The following is a 15,422-nucleotide window of genomic DNA, read 5'->3' as shown; positions in this document are numbered from 1 at the left end:
GGCTTACCAGGGCAGGCCCGGATACACCATCTTGCCGGTCGCCGTCTCGCGCGGCCAGACGATGACGATATTCTTGCCCTGGTGCTGGCCCATGCGGTGCACGAAGTTGGGGTTGTCGCCGTTGGCGCCGAACTGCACGCGGCCGATCAGCGTTTCGCGGTCGGTCTTGCGCAGTTCCTCGGCCACGCCGCCTTTCTTCACCGTGCCCTTGTCGGCGGCGCGGGCGATGGCTTCGAACAGCAGCATCGACTGCACGTAGCCGAACTGGCCGAGGTAGTCCGGCTCCTTCTTGTACAGCGCCTTGTAGGTGTCGGCGAAGACCTTGCCGTCAGCGGTGTCGAAGACGGCGGGGAAGGGCAGCAGCGCGGTGCCGTACACATTGGGCATCAGGTCCGGGAACTCGGCGGCCATCTTGGGCGTGGCCAGCGACCATACGCCGATCATGGCCTTGACGGCCGGCTTGAGCACACGCGCCGCGCGCAGGATGCCGACGTAGTCGTTCTCGTAGCCGACCATCAGGATCGCTTCCGATTTGTCTTGCAGCTTGATCTTGTTGATGATCGGCTTGAAGTCGGTGATGGCCGGATCGAAGGAGTGCGCGGTGGCCTTGACGCCTTTGGCCGTCAGCGCCTTCTGCACCGAGTTGGCCAGGTCGGACGTGGCCTCCTTGGTCGAGAACACGATGGAGACGGACTTCGTGCCCATGTCTGCCAAGAGCCCTTGCACGGCCTTCTCGTAGCCGGCGGTGTTATTAATGCGGAAGAAGTTCTTGCGGCCGCTGTTGACCAGGCTATCGTCCACGCCGCCGGAGGTGATGTAGACCAGCCCCAGTTTGTTGGCCGCGTCCGACGCGGGCGAGATGTTGTTGGAGCCGTAGCCGCCGGTGATCGCCACCGCGCCCTGGCTGGCCAGCTTCTCCACCGCGGCCACCGCCTTGGCCGGCGCCGATTCGTCGTCGATGGTGACGATCTTGATCTTGTGCTTGCCGTTGGTCTTGTTGAATACCTCGGCGGCCACCAGCACACCCTCCTGCATGCCGGAGCCCACTCGGGCCAGCGTGCCGGTGAGCGGCAGCTCCGCGCCAACCGTGAATTCCTCCGCTTGCGCCCCGCCAGCCAGTGCCATCGCGGTCAGTGCCGCGATTGTGATGTTCTTCATTCCAGTCTCCCTTGTGGTTATTTTTGTGCCAGTTGCCGCAGCTGTCCTTTCAAGATTTTTCCGGTTGCCGCTGCGGGCAGGGCGTGCATTTCGATGATCTCGGACGGGCATTTGTACGGCGACAGCAGGCCCGCCAGGTACTGCTGCAATTCCTCGGGCGTGACGCGGTGGCGCGGGTCGATCTCGACGAAGGCCACCACTTCCTCGTTGCCGTCGGCGGCGTTGCGGCCGACCACCGCCGATTGCGTCACCGCCGGGTGGGCGTTAAGCACCGTCTCCACCTCCAGCGGATAGACGTTGAAGCCGGAACGGATGATCAGCTCCTTGGTGCGGCCGACGATGAACAGCGCGCCGTCCGCATCCTGCCGCGCGACGTCGCCGGTATTGAGCCAGCCGCCGTCGCGCATCGCCGCCGCCGTCAGCTCGGGCTCGCGGTAGTAGCCGGCCATGATGTTCGGGCCGCGCACCCACAGTTCGCCGTCCTCGCCGGGCGCCACGTCGGCGCCGCCGGCGTCCACCAGCCGCACTTCGACACCGGGGATGACCTGGCCCACCGAGGCGTCGTCGCGCGGCTGGTCGAGGCGCGTCTGGCTGATGGTGGGCGAGGTCTCGGTCATGCCGTAGCCGTTGTGCAGCGGCAGGCCAAACAGCTGCTGCACCTGCGCCTTCAGGCTGGGCGCCAGCGGCGAGCCGCCGGCGTAGATGAAACGCAGCCGCGATGCCAGCGGTTCGTTGGCGCCGCCCAGCTGCTCCAGCAGGCGCGCGTACATGGCGGGCACGCCCTGCAGGATGGTCAGGCCGTCGTCGCGGATCGCCTTCAGCACGGCGTCCGGCGCGAAGCGCGGGCACAGGTACAGGCAGGCGCCCGCGTACAGGGTGCCGAGCATGACCGAGGCCAGGCCGTAGACGTGGGTGATGGGCAGCACCCCGTACGCGCGGTCGGTGGGCGTGAGCCCGCGCAGGGTGCTGGAGACGGCGGCGATGAACAGCAGGTTGAGGTGCGTGAGCATCACGCCCTTGGGCTGGCCGGTGGTGCCGGTGGTGTAGATCAGCGCCGCCACTTGCTGCGCCGGGTCGGCATGTACCGGCTCCGGCGCGCAGCCGGCGTTGAGCGCGCCGACCATCCACGTGCCGAACGGCGAGGGCGTGGGCACGGCCCCGTGGCGCCGGGCGTGCGCGGCGGATTCCGGCGAGGCCGGGAGCTGCGCCGGGCCATCGTCCGGCGCCGCCAGGTAGATCACGCGCCGCGCGCCGCTGTGGTCCAGGATCTGGTCCACCTCGCGTGCCGACAGGCGGCCGTTGACGTTGACGATCCACGCGTCGATATCGGCCGCGGCGAAGATCAGCGCCACCTGCGCGACGCCGTTTTCGCCGACCACCATCAGGCGGTCGCCGGGCCGCACCTCCAGCGCGCGCAGCAGGGCTGCGGTTTCGTCGATGGCGGCGGTCAGCTCGGCGTAGGACCAGTGGCGCGCGCCGTCGTGCAGCGCCGGCGCTTGCGGCGCGCGTTCGGCCCAGCGGCGCGGGATGCCGCCCAGGCGCGTGGGCAGCGTGGCAAGCAGGCGGCCGGTGTCGAGCGACTCCATCAGGCTCCGGCCGCCTTGATCATGTTGCGGGCGATGACCAGCTGCTGGATCTGCGACGTGCCTTCATAGATGCGGAACAGGCGCACATCGCGGTAGAAGCGTTCGGCCGCGTAGTCAGACACGTAGCCCGCGCCGCCGTGGATCTGCACCGAGCGGTCGGCCACGCGCCCGCACATCTCGGAGGCGAACAGCTTGCAGCACGACGCTTCGGTGGGGATGTCCTCGCCGTTGTCGCGGCGGCGGGCGGCGTCCAGCACCATGCTGCGGGCGGCGTAGATCTCGGCCTTGCTGTCGGCCAGCATGGCCTGGATCAGCTGGAACTCGGCGATGGGCTGGCCGAACTGCTGGCGCTCCATCGCGTAGCGCAGCGCGTCCTCCAGCATGCGCTCGGCCACGCCCACGCAGATGGCGGAGATGTGCAGGCGGCCCTTGTCCAGCACCTTCATCGCGGTCTTGAAGCCCTGGCCTTCCTTGCCGCCGATGATGCAGGCGGCCGGCACGCGGCAGTTCTCGAAGATCACGTCGCAGGTGTGGGCGCCTTGCTGGCCCATCTTCCTGTCCTTTTTGCCGAGCGAGATGCCGGGCGTGCCGCGTTCGACGATGAAGGCCGATACGCCGCCCGGTCCCTTGCGCGTGGCGTCGGTGCGCGCCATCACGGTGAACACGCCGGCCTCCGGCGCGTTGGTGATATAGCGCTTGGTGCCGTTGATGATGTAGTGGTCGCCGTCGCGCACGGCGGAGGTGGTGAGCGAGCCGGCGTCGGAGCCGTATCCCGGTTCGGTCAGCGCGAACGAGCCGACGATGTCGCCGGAGGCCATGCGCGGCAGCCAGGTGTTTTTCTGTTCCTCGGTGCCGTCGATCAGGATGCCTTGCGAGCCGATGCCGTTGTTGGTGCCGAACAGGGAACGGAAGGCGGGCGAGGTGCGGGCGATTTCAAACGCGGCCAGCACTTCCTCCTCCATCGTCAGACCCAGGCCGCCATATTGTTCGGGGATGGAGAGGCCGAACAGGCCCAGTTCGCGCATCTGCGCCACCAGCGCGGGGGGGATCTCGTCGGTCTCGGCCACCTGCTGCTCGTGCGGCACCAGCTGTTCGCGCACGAAGCGGCGGATGCTGTCCAACAGGATGTTGAGCGTTTCCTGGTCTCTTATCATGGGTCTCCCTTTTCGGCAGACTTCAATGTGCCGATTCGGCCAGACCCTGTCAAGCTTTGGTGTTGATTAGCGTCCCGATATTCTGGTCGGCGGCCTGGATCACCTTGGCCGACAGGTCGAATTGCGCCTTGTAGACCAGCGAGTTGGTGGTTTCGGTGGCGAGGTCGGTGGCGCTGGGCGCGTCCGCCGCCTGCAGTTGCCGCGCCTGGAAGGAGATCGACACGCCGCTGCCGGCCGGGGCGTTTTCCTTGAACACGGCCTGCGCCGGCTGGAAGCCCTGCGTGTTGAGGTTGGCGACCGCGTGCGCGCTGTTGCCCAACGCGCGTTCGGCGGCGTTGAGTCCGGTGACTCCTGAACTGAGTGCGGCGATGGCCATGATTGACATTTCCCTTCGGCAATTAAACCAAGTGTACACCGGGGCGCCGGGCATTGCACGTGTTTGATTAAAAATTCGGCAGGCTTGACGTCGCCAGGCAACTGGGCGAGTATTGTCGTAGAGATACTCTTGCGGAAATGTTACATGCCTAAGTTACGCCGGCTGCTGTGCGCCTGCCTGATGCTGCTCGCGGCGGCCGCCGGGGCCGAACCCATCGTGGTGCACTATCCCCGGGCCGAGAGCATCGACGATGAGCGCGGCGAGTACGGCCTGGCGCTGTTGCAACTGGCGTTGGCCAAGTCGGGCGGCTTGTACCGGGTGGAGCTGTCGCCGACCCGCATGCAGCAGAACCGCGCGCTGGTGGAATTGCAGTCCGGCTCGGGGCGCATCGACATCGTCGGCACCATGACCTCGGCCGAGCGCGAGCAGGCGCTGCTGCCGGTGCGGATACCGATGACGCGCGGCCTGATCGGCTGGCGCTTCGGCCTGCTGCGCGGCGACCGCAGGGAATTGCTGCGCGACGTGCGCTCGGTGGACGACCTGAAGAGGTTCTCCACCGCCCAGGGGCATGACTGGCCGGACCTGCGCATCCTGCGCCACAGCGGCCTGCAAGTGCACGCGCTGGCCACCTACGACGGCTTGTTCGGCATGCTGAACGCGGGGCGGATCGACTGGGCGCCGCGCTCGGCCTACGAGATCTGGGCCGAGGCGGCGCGCCATCCGGAGCTGGCGGTCGATCCGCATATCGTGCTGCATTACGTCACCGCCGATTACTTCTTCGTCAATCGCAACAACCCGGCCCTGGCCGAGGCGGTGCGGGCCGGCCTGGAAACGGCGCTGGCCGACGGCAGCTTTGCGCGCCTGTTCGACCAGCACTTCGCCCGCCTGCTGCGCAAGGCCAGGTTCGACCGGCGCCGGGTGATCGAGTTGCCCAATCCGCTGTTGCCGCCGCAGACCCCGCTGGCGCGCAAGGAGCTGTGGTTCACCCCGGACGATTTGAAACGCCACCCGTAGGACAATTCGCTACCTTTATGCTACCCTCCCGCCCGCAGTTGCATTGGCGAAACATGTACTTTAGTTACATGAAAATATAAGGGGCTTTTAGATGGCAATTTTTGATTTTCTGGACAAGGAACGGACGGTGGCGGGGGCCGGTTTCAATCGCTGGCTGGTGCCGCCCGCGGCGCTGGCGATCCACCTGTGCATCGGCATGGCGTACGGCTTCTCGGTGTTCTGGCTGCCGCTGTCGCGCGCGCTGGGCATCAAGGAGTCGCTGGCCTGTCCGGCCGGCATGGACTTGATGGCGCGGATCCTGTCGTCTACCTGCGACTGGCAGATCTCCATGCTGGGCTGGATGTACACAATGTTCTTCGTCTTCCTCGGCCTGTCCGCCTGGCTGTTCGGCGGCTGGCTGGAACACGCCGGCCCGCGCAAGGCCGGCGTGGTGTCGGCGCTGTGCTGGTGCGGCGGTTTGGTGATCTCGGCGCTGGGCGTGTACCAGCACCAGATCTGGCTGATGTGGCTGGGCTCCGGCGTGATCGGCGGCATCGGCCTGGGACTGGGCTACATCTCGCCCGTGTCCACGCTGATCAAATGGTTCCCGGACCGGCGCGGCATGGCGACCGGCATGGCCATCATGGGCTTCGGCGGCGGCGCCATGATCGGCGCTCCGCTGGCCGACAAGCTGATGAAGTTCTTCGCCACCGCCGATTCGGTCGGCGTGTGGCAGACCTTCCTGGTGATGGCGGCGATCTACTTCGTCTTCATGCTGGCCGGCGCGCTGTCGTACCGCGTGCCGCCCGCAGGCTGGAAACCGTCCGGCTGGACGCCGCCCGCCAAGGCCAGCGCCAACACCATGATCACCAGCCGCCACGTCCACGCCAGCAAGGTGTGGGGCATTCCGCAATTCTGGCTGGTGTGGCTGGTGCTGTGCCTGAACGTGACGGCCGGTATCGGCATCCTGGGCATGGCCTCGCCGCTGCTGCAGGAGATCTTCGCCGGCCAGCTGCTGGGCGTGAATGTCGCGTTCAACGAGTTGACGCTGGCGCAGAAGGGCCAGATCGCCGCCATCGCCGCCGGCTTCACCGGCCTGCTGTCGCTGTTTAACATCGGCGGCCGCTTCGTCTGGGCCTCGTGCTCGGACTACCTGGGCCGCAAGGCCACCTACGGCATCTTCCTGGTGCTGGGCATCGCGCTGTATGGCCTGGTGCCGTCGATGGCGCACGGCGGGCAGCTGGCGCTGTTCGTCGGCTTCTTCTGCATCATCCTGTCGATGTACGGCGGCGGCTTCGCCACCGTGCCGGCCTACCTGGCCGACTTGTTCGGCACCCAGATGGTGGGCGCGATCCACGGCCGCCTGTTGACCGCGTGGTCGGTGGCCGGCGTGTTCGGCCCTCTGCTGGTGACCTACATCCGCGAGTACCAGATCGCGCACGGCGTGCCGAAGGCGCAGGCCTACGACATCACCATGTATGTGCTGGCGGGCCTGCTGGTGCTTGGCCTGCTGTGCAACCTGATGGTGCGCCCGGTGGCCGACAGGCACTTCATGACCGAGGCCGAACTGGCCGCCGAGAAGAAGCTGGCGCACGAGCGCGACGCCGCCGCATCGAGCGGCACGGCGGTCGCGTCGAACGGCGTGACCAGTCCCGTGGCCGTGGCCTTCGGCTGGCTGGCGGTCGGCATTCCGCTGGCGATCGGCGTGTGGCTGACGGTGCAAAAAGCTGCCGTGTTATTTAAATAACCCAGTAGAATAGGGCGCCAGTTCGCGGGGCTGGTCCGGCATTGTGCCGGACCAGCCCCGCTTTCATTTTTGGGAGTCCTTGGTAGATGCTTGAATTACGCAATGTCGTTAAAACTTATGCGAAGAACGTGCGGGCCGTCGACGACGTCAGCCTGAATTTGCCGGCCGGCGTGGTGGGCCTGATCGGCCATAACGGCGCGGGCAAGACCTCGCTGATGCAGATGATCGCCACGCTGACCAGGCCGACCAGTGGCCAGATCCTGTTCGACGGCGCCGACATCGTCAAGCGGCCCGACGCCATACGCGGGCGATTGGGTTTCCTGCCGCAGGACTTCGGCGTGTATCCGAACCTGACGGCGCTGGAGTTCCTGCAGTACTTCGCGGCGTTGAAGGGCGTGCGCGATCCGGCCCGCCTGCGGCTGCTGCTGGAGATGGTCAACCTGCACGAGCATGCGAACCGGCAGGCGGCCGGCTTCTCGGGCGGCATGCGGCGCCGGCTCGGCATCGCCCAGGCGCTGCTCAACGACCCCGATGTGCTGATCGTCGACGAGCCGACCGCCGGCCTCGATCCCGAGGAGCGGCTGCGCTTCCGCCACCTGCTGTCGGAGATCGGCTTCCGCAAGCTGGTGATCGTGTCGACCCACATCGTGTCCGACATCGAGAACATGGCGAACCACCTGGCGATCATGAACAAGGGAAGGCTGATGGCCTACGACACGCCGGACAGCTTTGTGCGCGACGCGCGCAGCAAGGTGTGGTCGGTCACGGTGGAGGCGCAACATTACGAGGCCCTGCGCGCCGAGGTGCAGGTGCTGCAGGCGCAACGCAATGAGCACGGCATCAGCCTGCGCATCGCCCACGCGTCCTCGCCGTGCGCCGGCGCGGTGCCGGCCGAGCCGACGCTGGAGGAGGCGTTGATGACGCAGCGTTACGCGGTGCAGGAAGCGGCGGCATGAACGCGCTGGCACTGAAGCTTTTGCTGCTGACCGAGGTGCGTCTGCGCATGCGCCGCACCGGCACCCTGGTGGCCGTGCTGGCGCTGATCGCGCTGACCTGGGTGATGGTAGGCGACCCGGCCAAGGGCGTGGCGATGGTCACCGCCGACAACACGCGCGTGGCTTACACCAGCAGCTGCCTGGCCTTCGGCAGCGCGGCGCTGGGCGGCCTGTTTTTCGGGCTGGCCGGCTTCTACCTGGTGCGCGGGCGCATGAGCGAAGATGTGCGCAGCGGCGCCGGCGCGGTGCTGGCGGCCACGCCGGTCAGCAACGCCGCGTTCCTGTTCGGCCGCTGGCTGGGCGGCGTGGCCTACCTGTGCGGGCTGCTGTTCATCTTCATGCTGACCATGCTGGTGCTGCATGTGCTGCGCGGCCAGGGACCGATCCAGCCGCTGGTGTATGTGCAGACCTTCGCTGTGTTGTTGCTGCCGCTGGTGTTCTTCACCGCCGCGATGGCGCTGCTGTGCGATGCGTGGGCGCCGCTGATGGGCAAGCGCGGCGACGTGTTGTACTTCATCCTCTACGTGGCGCAGCTGGCGACACCCATTGCGTTGACCGCGGAGAGCAAGGACCAATGGTCGCCGCTGCTGCTGGTCGATTTTTCCGGCATAGGCGCGTCGGTGCTGACCGTGAAGGCGATGCTGCACACGTCCAATTTCACCATCGGCGGCGGCGAATTCAATCCGGCGCTGGCGCCGTTGGTGCTGCCCACCTGGCTGTGGAGCGCGCAACTGGTGGCCACGCGCTTCGGTTGCGCGCTGGTGGCCTTGTTGCCGCTGTTGCCGGCCCAATGGCTGTTCCATCGTTTCGCGCCGGACCGCGTCAAGGTGCGCGCATCGGGCGGCGGCCGCTGGTCGCCGCTGGCCCTGGCCAACCGTGTGCTGCGGCCGTTATTGTGGCTGGCGCGTCCGCTGTTCGGCCTGGCCGCGCGCGTGCCCGGCGTGGCCGGCCAGGCGCTGGCGGTGCTGGCGCTGACGCTGGTGTCCAACCCGGTGGCGGTGATGGCGGCGCTGGTGCTGTGGATTGTTGGCTGCGTGCTGCCGACGGCGGCGCTGGGCGGCGTAATCGTCGCGGCCATCGCCATCTGGGGCTTGCTGGTGAGCGAGGTCAGCGTGCGCGACCACCAGCACGACGTCGACGCGATGAGCGGCACGGCGCCGGGCGGCGGCACGCGGCGTTATGGCGCGCAGTTACTGGCGTCCTGCATGTTGGCGCTGCTGTTCACCGCGCCGGTGTTGCTGCGCTGGGCGATGGCGGCACCCCTGCGCGCGGCCGCGCTGTTGACCGGCGTGCTGGCGCTGGCCGGCGCCGCCAGCATGCTTGGAGGCATCAGCCGCAGCGGACGCGTCTTCCTCGCGCCGTTTCTGTTCGGCATGTACGTCGCGACGCAGGCCGTCAAGGTGCCTGTGCTGGACGTGGTCGGTTTCAACGGCGTCGCCACGCCGCAGACGGTGAGCGTGCAGTTGTTGCTGGGGCTGGCGCTGGTTGCCGGCGGCCTCTGGCATGAAAGCTGGCGCGCCGCGCGCAACTGAACGAAAAAGGTATGGCCTGGAAGTAATCCTGATTGCGGGGATCCGGCGACGCGCATACCGCACGTTTGATCTAGATCAGATGTCGCGGGACTGTCTAACGTAGCCTTGGCATTCGCGCTGCCAACGCGGCGTCGAAACCGGTTCGACACTCCCCAGGCCATCCTTTTACTTTCTTTTCGAGGCAAATCTATGTATCCATTTTCTCAATCTGTCACCCCAGCAGCCAAAACCCACATGGAAGCTCAGCTGTCGTTCTTTAACGACATGTCGAAGTCCCTGTTCCGTACTATCCAGCAGTACAGCGACCTGAACATTCAATTGGCGCAGACCTTGCTGGAAGAAAGCACGATGACGGGCCAGCAAGTCATCACCGCGCACCGTCCGACGGAGGCGATCGCCGCCGCCGCTGCCCACGCCCAGCCCACCGCGGAAAAGCTGCGCGCCTACCAGCAACACCTGTCGCGCATCGCCGCCGACACCCAGGTCGACCTGTCCAAAGTGGCGGAAGAACACGTGCAGGAAACCAGCCGCACCGCCAAGGCGCTGGCGGACGAAGTGGCACGCGTGACGTCGGAAGAAACGGAAAAAACGCTGCGCAGCCACCAGGACGCGGTGGAACGCTTCTCCGATCCTTTTGTCCACACCGACGGCATGCGTCAATCGCGCGGCAATGAAATGCGCGGCACCTCGACCATGCAAAGCGCCGGCCATAACGGCACCGAAAGCCGTGAAGGCCGCGAAGGCAGCATGCAAGGGGGGCAAGCCTCTCAAGCCCAGACTGCCGCTCAAGCTGCTCAAGCCGGCAAACAGACTGGCGCCCGCAAGGAAACCTGAGACGGGCGACGGGGCCGATAAGCCCTGATTCCCGCCGCGCCGCGCGATCCCCCGTCGCGTGACGCGGCATTTTTTTTGTCCATGCTTTATCATGGGCGGCTTGACGCTGTCTGGAGATAAAGATGACCAATACCGCCGCCGCGCAGCCTGAATCGCTGCACATCGTTTGCCCGCATTGCGACGCCGTCAACCGCGTTCCCGCCGCCAAACTGGCGCAGCAGCCCGTGTGCGGCAAGTGCCAGAAGGCGCTGTTCACCGGCCAGCCGGTGGACCTGTCGGCCGCGCGCTTCCTCAAGCATATCGAGCGCAGCGACATTCCCGTGCTGGTGGATTTCTGGGCGCCCTGGTGCGGCCCGTGCCGCACCATGGCGCCGTTCTATACGCAGGCCACGCAGCGGCTGGAGCCGCAGTTCCGCGTGGTCAAGCTCAATACCGAGGAAGCCCAGGAGCTGGCGGCGCGTTATGCGATCCGCAGCATACCCACGCTGGCGCTGTTCAAGGGCGGGCGCGAGGTGGCGCGCCAGCCGGGCGCAATGGACGCGGCCAATATCGTCGCGTGGGCCACGCAGAACAATCGCGGGTGAGGTTTGCGGCCGCCGCTTATTCGGCGGCGCGCTCCAGCCATTTGCGGATGCCGTCCAGCGTGCGGAAATCGGCCACGGAGCGCGTGTTGATGTGCGGGTGGCGGCTCTGCAGCATGCGTGACAGCGCGGCGCCTGGGCCCAGTTCCAGCGCGTAGGTGATGCCCGCTTCGGCGGCGGCGTCCATGCAGCCTGCCCAGTGGATGGTTTCCGCCAGCTGGCGCGAGAGCTGGTCCACCGCCTGCGCTTTGGTGGTGACGGCCGTTGCCCCGATGCCGGACAATACCGGCGCGGTCATCGGCTTGAAATCCGCATGCTGCAAGGCTGCCGCGAACGGTGCGACGGCGGCCTGCATGTAGGGCGTGTGCGAGGCCACTTCCACCGGCAGGCGCGTGCTGCGTCCGCCGGCCGCGTGCACCGCGCGCTCCAGTGCTTCGACGCTCGCTGCAGGGCCGCCGGCGATGCAGGCGTCGTCGCCGTTTTCTATGCTCATGTAAAAATCGTGTTCGGCCAGCAGGGATGCCACGCGCGGCAGCGCCAGGCCGGAGAGGGCCGTCAGCGTCTGGCCGGGCAGGGCGAGGGCGCAGCTGTCCATCAGCCGCGCGCGTTCGACGGCCAGCCGCGCCGCGGTCTCCGGCGGGCAGGCGCCCGCGACGCCGTATGCGGCCAGCTCGCCGATGCTGTAGCCGGCCACCAGCGCCGGCTGCGGCGCGAACGCGCGAATCGATTCCCACATCGCCAGCGTGGCGGCGACGATCAGCGGTTGGGCGTTGCGGTTGGTGTAGATGTCCACATCGCCGGCCAGCGCCAGGCCGGCCAGCAGCGCGCCGGCGGTGGCGTCGCCGGAGGGGCTGCTGCGGGGCAGGTCGAACATCGCGGCGTGCTGGCCGCCCTGGCCGGGGCAGAGCAGCAGCAGGCGGGAATGCGCGCCGTAGGACATCGTCATGGCGTCCCGTGATCCAGCGCGGCGAAGGCGTGCACCAGGCAGCTGGCCGCCAGCAGATCCGCCGCGCCGCCTGGCGAAAGACGCTGCCGAACAAAATCCTGATGGCTGGCCAAGGCCTGCGCGTGCCAGTTGGCGTTGGCCGTGCCGCCAAGATCGATGAAGCGTTGCGCATGTGCGCGCACGGTCTGCGCGCCTTGCGGACCGGCGCGGTGATAGACGTTGCTGTCGTTGATGGCGGCCATCAGCGTGAACAGGGCGTCGATGCGCGCATGCGTCATGCCGGCGCCGCGCGAGCGCGCGGCCACCAGCGCCGGCACGCCGATTTCGAACACCGACGGCAGCCCGAGCGCGCCTTCCTCGCGCGCGCCGCTGACCGCGTAGCGCGCGGCCACGCGCAGACCGTTGCTGTTTTCCTGCGACGGTGCCGCATGCATGGCCAGTTCGCCGCCCCAGCGTATCAGCATGGCGGCGCGCAGCGCGGCGGGTCTCATCGGCATGCCTTGCGCGCGGGCGCGTCCGGCTGTGGCGCACAGCATGCCAAGGCTGAAGATCGCACCTCGATGCGTGTTGATGCCGCGCGTCGCCTTCAGCATCGCCGCCTCGGCTTCGATGCCCAGCTGCTTGAGCCGCGCGAACGGCGCATCGTCCCATCCCGCCAGGCAGATTTTCTTGAAGTAGTGACGCAGCGAGAACAGGCTGCGCATGAAGGTCTGCGCGTCCATGTCGTCATGGCTGCCGGTGTCCACCGGCGACACCAATCCCGGCTTGGGATACAGGCATAGCTCCGCGTGCAGGCTGCCGACCGCCAACCGCGCCACGTCACCGGCGAAGGTGTGCCGCGCCTTGCGGTCGCCCGCACTCGGCATCGGCACCGGCAATCGCTGGCGCAGGCTTGTGCGGATGGCGCGCATCATCGTTCCTCCAACGTCGCCAGCAGCGACGCCGTATCCACCAGCCGCACCGCATGCAGCTCCTTGACGATCACCCTGGCCGGATTGTCCATCGCCATGCGCCACTCTTTCCACGACACCGCCTGCCCGCCGGGGAAGACGATCTCGCCGTCGAGCGGCACGTGCGTCGCGTGCCGCGAGAGCAGCGCCACGCCGTCGTGCAGCTCTTCCTGGCTGCGCGGATGGAACAGGATGTCGATGTCCGAGGTTGGCGTCAGATAAAGCAACCCAGTCAGCGCCTGCATCGCCATCGAGCCGTAGATGCGCAGTTGCAGGTGCGCCGTCTCGCTCTCCAGCGTCGTCAGCGCCTCGCGCCAGTTACCTGCGCTGCGCAAGGCCGCGCGCAGCTCCACCGGCGGCGACGTCCTGCTGATTTCCGCCGTCTGCGCGCGCAGCGATATACGCACCTTCTCGCCGCTGTCCGCGTCCGGCGGCAGCGGCAGGCCGAGACAGATCTCGTCCGGCGGCGCATCGATGTCGACGCGCCGTACCACGGCCGGCCAGTCCTGTCCCTGCCACAGCGTCAGCGCAGCCTTGTGCCTTGGCTCGGCCACGCGCATCACCGCCTGCCAGCCCGCCTCGGACAGCCACACCAGCATATGCCGTTCCAGGCCACGTCCTGCGGCCTGCATCGTCCGCGACGGTTCAGGCAACGCGGACATGACCGTCATTCATCACGGCGTCGATCACCGGCTGCGCCCAACGCCGGCCGCCTCGCTGCAGGCCGAGGGCGCTGCGCTGGTCGCCATTGGCCGGCGCGGCAAGCGCCGCGCGCAAGTGCGCGGCCAGGTCGCCTTCCCAGATCGCTTCCAGCCCGCCCATGCGCAGGTAATTCTCCGGCCCCGGCGCGAACACCGGATTACTTTGCGCCAGTTCCGTCAAGCGCTCCTCCGGCACCTTGGTGATGCGAGCCATCGCCGGCAAACCCATGACGCGGATGGTGGCGTCGGGCAGGGCGTAGCAGGCGTCGGCCAGCAAGCCGCTGGTGATGAAGCCTCCGGACAGCGCCTGGTCGTACACCAGGCCGACGATCTTGTGACCTTTGCGGCGCGCCAGGTCCACGCATTTGCCCAGGTGCGCCATGTAGCTGTTAATGCCCAACATCTCGTCGCGGTGGCGCAGGCGCTGGCCCTGCGTATCGACCAGCATCAGTATCGGCATGCCGGGATACTCGCGTACCGTACGCAGGATCGCCTTGGCCTGCGCCAGCGCGATCTCCACGCCGATCGGCGTGTGGGCCGTGGTGCCGATTACCGCCACCGCCTGCCCGTCCACCTGCGCGCTGCCACACAGGAAATCGTCCTGCTCGACGATGGCGTGCCCTTGCGGGAACAGCGTGTCCGCCAGTTTTTTCCAATCCATCTCAGACTCCCAAACGGTGCTGGCCGGCGGCCGCGATAAAACTGTCCACGTCCAGCATCGGAATATTGGCCGCGTCGGCGATCTGCATCGCGCTCCAGATATCGACCGGATCGGGCAGGGCGCCGAAGCGGGCAATGCGCTCGTCCAGCATTTTCTGCTCGGCCTCCAGCGCTTCCAGCGTCAGTTCCACCGGCTGGCCCGCCAGCACGGCCAGCGCCTCGCGGGCGGCCTCGCGGAAGGCGGCGATATCGTCGGCCACGATGCGCAGGCAATCGCCCATCAGGTAGCGGTGCTTGCCGCCGCTGGTGCGCCATACTAGCGCGCGGTCGCGCGAATCGAATTCCTCGACGCCGCTGGCGGTCTCGATCACCTCCGGGCCGGACATCGCCAGCCGGCCTTCCTCCGACATCACCACCACGTTGGCGCAGCGCGAGACGATGCCCATGCCGCCAAAGGCTCCGTTCGAGCCGCCCACCAGCACGACCACCGGAATGCCGGCGGCGCGCACGTCCAGCAATGCGCGCATCACTTCCGATACTGCGATCAATCCCGCGTTGGCTTCGTGCAGGCGCACGCCGCCCGATTCCACCAGCAGCACCACCGCCGCCACATGGTCGCGCACCGCGCGCCGCAGCAGGCCGACCAGCTTGGCGCCATGCACCTCGCCGACCGCGCCGCCCATGAAGCCACCCTCCTGCGCCGCCGTGTAGACGGTCACGCCGCCCAGCTTCGCGCGGCCGACCGCGACGCCGTCGTCAAACGCCACCGGCGCGTTCAGCTGCCCCAGGTGAGGGCTGACCACGCGCTCCGACGGCGGCAGGAATTCTTCAAAGCTGTGTGGATCGAACAGCTGCTGCAAGCGTTCGCGCGCGTTCGCCTCCTGATAGCTGCTCATTACGATCCTCCCAACATGGTCTGCACCGCCTGGTCCATACGCAAGCTGACGACAGCCGGCGTGGCGCCCATGTCGTTGATGGATATGCGGGTATCGGCCAGCAGCCAGCGCTGGTGGAAGTCGCGCATCACCGCCTCCCAGATCGGCCCGAAGCCGACGGCGGCGGTGGTGATTTCGATGGCGCAGGCGCCGGCCAGGTCGGCCGGTTCGATCAGCACTTCCAGGTTGCCGGAACCGACCACGCCCACCACCTGCGGCGCGGCCTTCAGCCGCTGCGTGCCTTGTTCGAATCGATAGTTCAGTGTTTCCATAG

General features: G+C 67.4%; 16 protein-coding genes. 6 read left to right on the top strand and 10 right to left on the bottom strand.

Annotation, left to right across the window (positions count from 1 at the left end):
- Window positions 1-3 precede the first annotated feature (3 nt).
- Genes GTP90_RS09300 through GTP90_RS09285 form a run of 4 tightly spaced genes read right to left on the bottom strand, consistent with a single transcriptional unit; the run spans window position 4 to window position 4,274 of the window.
- A complete protein-coding gene (locus GTP90_RS09300) occupies window positions 4-1,158 on the bottom strand; it encodes an ABC transporter substrate-binding protein (protein ID WP_175048032.1) in 1,155 nt (384 codons plus the stop codon).
- Between the two features lie 17 nt (window positions 1,159-1,175).
- Complete coding sequence (locus tag GTP90_RS09295) at window positions 1,176-2,744, bottom strand: class I adenylate-forming enzyme family protein (RefSeq protein WP_161083237.1); 1,569 nt, start codon at window positions 2,742-2,744, stop codon at window positions 1,176-1,178.
- A complete protein-coding gene (locus GTP90_RS09290; protein WP_161083236.1) occupies window positions 2,744-3,898 on the bottom strand; it encodes an acyl-CoA dehydrogenase family protein in 1,155 nt (384 codons plus the stop codon). Before GTP90_RS09290 ends, GTP90_RS09295 begins: the two co-directional genes overlap by 1 nt.
- Window positions 3,899-3,947: 49 nt before the next feature.
- A complete protein-coding gene (locus tag GTP90_RS09285) occupies window positions 3,948-4,274 on the bottom strand; it encodes a flagellar basal body rod C-terminal domain-containing protein (RefSeq protein ID WP_161083235.1) in 327 nt (108 codons plus the stop codon).
- A 144-nt stretch (window positions 4,275-4,418) separates the two neighbouring features.
- On the opposite strand from GTP90_RS09285, the gene GTP90_RS09280 reads away from it, so the two are divergent.
- From GTP90_RS09280 to trxC, 6 genes are all read left to right on the top strand, one after another.
- Entirely contained in the window at window positions 4,419-5,288 is an 870-nt protein-coding gene (locus tag GTP90_RS09280; RefSeq protein ID WP_161083234.1) for a substrate-binding periplasmic protein, read from the top strand.
- A gap of 91 nt (window positions 5,289-5,379) precedes the next feature.
- A complete protein-coding gene (locus tag GTP90_RS09275) occupies window positions 5,380-7,014 on the top strand; it encodes an OFA family MFS transporter (protein ID WP_161083233.1) in 1,635 nt (544 codons plus the stop codon).
- Window positions 7,015-7,100: 86 nt separating this feature from the next.
- On the top strand, window positions 7,101-7,970 hold the full coding sequence (locus GTP90_RS09270) for an ABC transporter ATP-binding protein (protein WP_161083232.1): 870 nt from the start codon (window positions 7,101-7,103) through the stop codon (window positions 7,968-7,970).
- Window positions 7,967-9,541, top strand: coding sequence for an ABC transporter permease (locus GTP90_RS09265; protein ID WP_161083231.1), 1,575 nt, complete (start codon window positions 7,967-7,969; stop codon window positions 9,539-9,541). Before GTP90_RS09270 ends, GTP90_RS09265 begins: the two co-directional genes overlap by 4 nt.
- A gap of 234 nt (window positions 9,542-9,775) precedes the next feature.
- Window positions 9,776-10,375: a phasin family protein gene (locus tag GTP90_RS09260; protein ID WP_254451790.1), complete on the top strand. Its 600-nt coding sequence runs from the start codon at window positions 9,776-9,778 to the stop codon at window positions 10,373-10,375.
- 122 nt (window positions 10,376-10,497) lie between these two features.
- Window positions 10,498-10,959 carry a thioredoxin TrxC gene (gene trxC, locus GTP90_RS09255; RefSeq protein ID WP_161083229.1) on the top strand — a complete coding sequence of 154 codons (462 nt, stop codon included), beginning with the start codon at window positions 10,498-10,500 and terminating at the stop codon, window positions 10,957-10,959.
- Between the two features lie 16 nt (window positions 10,960-10,975).
- On the opposite strand, the gene GTP90_RS09250 is transcribed toward trxC, so the two are convergent.
- From GTP90_RS09250 to mdcC, 6 genes are read right to left on the bottom strand one after another with little or no spacing between them, the layout of a single operon-like run.
- Window positions 10,976-11,902 (bottom strand): acyltransferase domain-containing protein, encoded by a 927-nt coding sequence (locus tag GTP90_RS09250; protein ID WP_161083228.1) that lies wholly within the window; start codon window positions 11,900-11,902, stop codon window positions 10,976-10,978.
- Window positions 11,899-12,768, bottom strand: a complete 870-nt coding sequence (gene mdcB, locus GTP90_RS09245; protein WP_254451795.1) for a triphosphoribosyl-dephospho-CoA synthase MdcB — start codon at window positions 12,766-12,768, stop codon at window positions 11,899-11,901. The genes GTP90_RS09250 and mdcB overlap by 4 nt, the downstream gene beginning before the upstream one ends.
- A 44-nt stretch (window positions 12,769-12,812) precedes the next feature.
- On the bottom strand, window positions 12,813-13,514 hold the full coding sequence (gene mdcG / locus GTP90_RS09240) for a malonate decarboxylase holo-[acyl-carrier-protein] synthase (RefSeq protein ID WP_254451789.1): 702 nt from the start codon (window positions 13,512-13,514) through the stop codon (window positions 12,813-12,815).
- Window positions 13,498-14,214: a biotin-independent malonate decarboxylase subunit gamma gene (mdcE, locus tag GTP90_RS09235; protein ID WP_161083227.1), complete on the bottom strand. Its 717-nt coding sequence runs from the start codon at window positions 14,212-14,214 to the stop codon at window positions 13,498-13,500. Before mdcE ends, mdcG begins: the two co-directional genes overlap by 17 nt.
- Before the next feature lies 1 nt (window position 14,215).
- Window positions 14,216-15,109, bottom strand: a complete 894-nt coding sequence (locus GTP90_RS09230; RefSeq protein WP_161083226.1) for a biotin-independent malonate decarboxylase subunit beta — start codon at window positions 15,107-15,109, stop codon at window positions 14,216-14,218.
- Complete coding sequence (gene mdcC, locus GTP90_RS09225; RefSeq protein ID WP_161083225.1) at window positions 15,109-15,420, bottom strand: malonate decarboxylase acyl carrier protein; 312 nt, start codon at window positions 15,418-15,420, stop codon at window positions 15,109-15,111. The genes GTP90_RS09230 and mdcC overlap by 1 nt, the downstream gene beginning before the upstream one ends.
- Window positions 15,421-15,422: the final 2 nt, after the last annotated feature.

The organism is Duganella vulcania (assembly GCF_009857655.1).
Lineage (GTDB): Bacteria > Pseudomonadota > Gammaproteobacteria > Burkholderiales > Burkholderiaceae_D > Rugamonas > Rugamonas vulcania.
Note: the sequence above shows the minus strand (reverse complement) of the source record. Positions and strands in the feature narration are given on the sequence as shown.

What these genes read in the sequence shown, in the direction of transcription:
- GTP90_RS09300 (WP_175048032.1), bottom strand. Translation starts at nt 1,158, where the DNA reads ATGAAGAACATCACAATCGCGGCACTGACCGCGATGGCACTGGCTGGC.
- GTP90_RS09295 (WP_161083237.1), bottom strand. Translation starts at nt 2,744, where the DNA reads ATGGAGTCGCTCGACACCGGCCGCCTGCTTGCCACGCTGCCCACGCGC.
- mdcB (WP_254451795.1), bottom strand. Translation starts at nt 12,768, where the DNA reads ATGCCGAGTGCGGGCGACCGCAAGGCGCGGCACACCTTCGCCGGTGAC.
- mdcE (WP_161083227.1), bottom strand. Translation starts at nt 14,214, where the DNA reads ATGGATTGGAAAAAACTGGCGGACACGCTGTTCCCGCAAGGGCACGCC.
- GTP90_RS09275 (WP_161083233.1), top strand. Translation starts at nt 5,380, where the DNA reads ATGGCAATTTTTGATTTTCTGGACAAGGAACGGACGGTGGCGGGGGCC.
- GTP90_RS09285 (WP_161083235.1), bottom strand. Translation starts at nt 4,274, where the DNA reads ATGGCCATCGCCGCACTCAGTTCAGGAGTCACCGGACTCAACGCCGCC.
- trxC (WP_161083229.1), top strand. Translation starts at nt 10,498, where the DNA reads ATGACCAATACCGCCGCCGCGCAGCCTGAATCGCTGCACATCGTTTGC.
- GTP90_RS09280 (WP_161083234.1), top strand. Translation starts at nt 4,419, where the DNA reads ATGCCTAAGTTACGCCGGCTGCTGTGCGCCTGCCTGATGCTGCTCGCG.
- mdcG (WP_254451789.1), bottom strand. Translation starts at nt 13,514, where the DNA reads ATGTCCGCGTTGCCTGAACCGTCGCGGACGATGCAGGCCGCAGGACGT.
- GTP90_RS09260 (WP_254451790.1), top strand. Translation starts at nt 9,776, where the DNA reads ATGGAAGCTCAGCTGTCGTTCTTTAACGACATGTCGAAGTCCCTGTTC.
- GTP90_RS09270 (WP_161083232.1), top strand. Translation starts at nt 7,101, where the DNA reads ATGCTTGAATTACGCAATGTCGTTAAAACTTATGCGAAGAACGTGCGG.
- GTP90_RS09290 (WP_161083236.1), bottom strand. Translation starts at nt 3,898, where the DNA reads ATGATAAGAGACCAGGAAACGCTCAACATCCTGTTGGACAGCATCCGC.
- GTP90_RS09250 (WP_161083228.1), bottom strand. Translation starts at nt 11,902, where the DNA reads ATGACGATGTCCTACGGCGCGCATTCCCGCCTGCTGCTGCTCTGCCCC.
- GTP90_RS09265 (WP_161083231.1), top strand. Translation starts at nt 7,967, where the DNA reads ATGAACGCGCTGGCACTGAAGCTTTTGCTGCTGACCGAGGTGCGTCTG.
- GTP90_RS09230 (WP_161083226.1), bottom strand. Translation starts at nt 15,109, where the DNA reads ATGAGCAGCTATCAGGAGGCGAACGCGCGCGAACGCTTGCAGCAGCTG.
- mdcC (WP_161083225.1), bottom strand. Translation starts at nt 15,420, where the DNA reads ATGGAAACACTGAACTATCGATTCGAACAAGGCACGCAGCGGCTGAAG.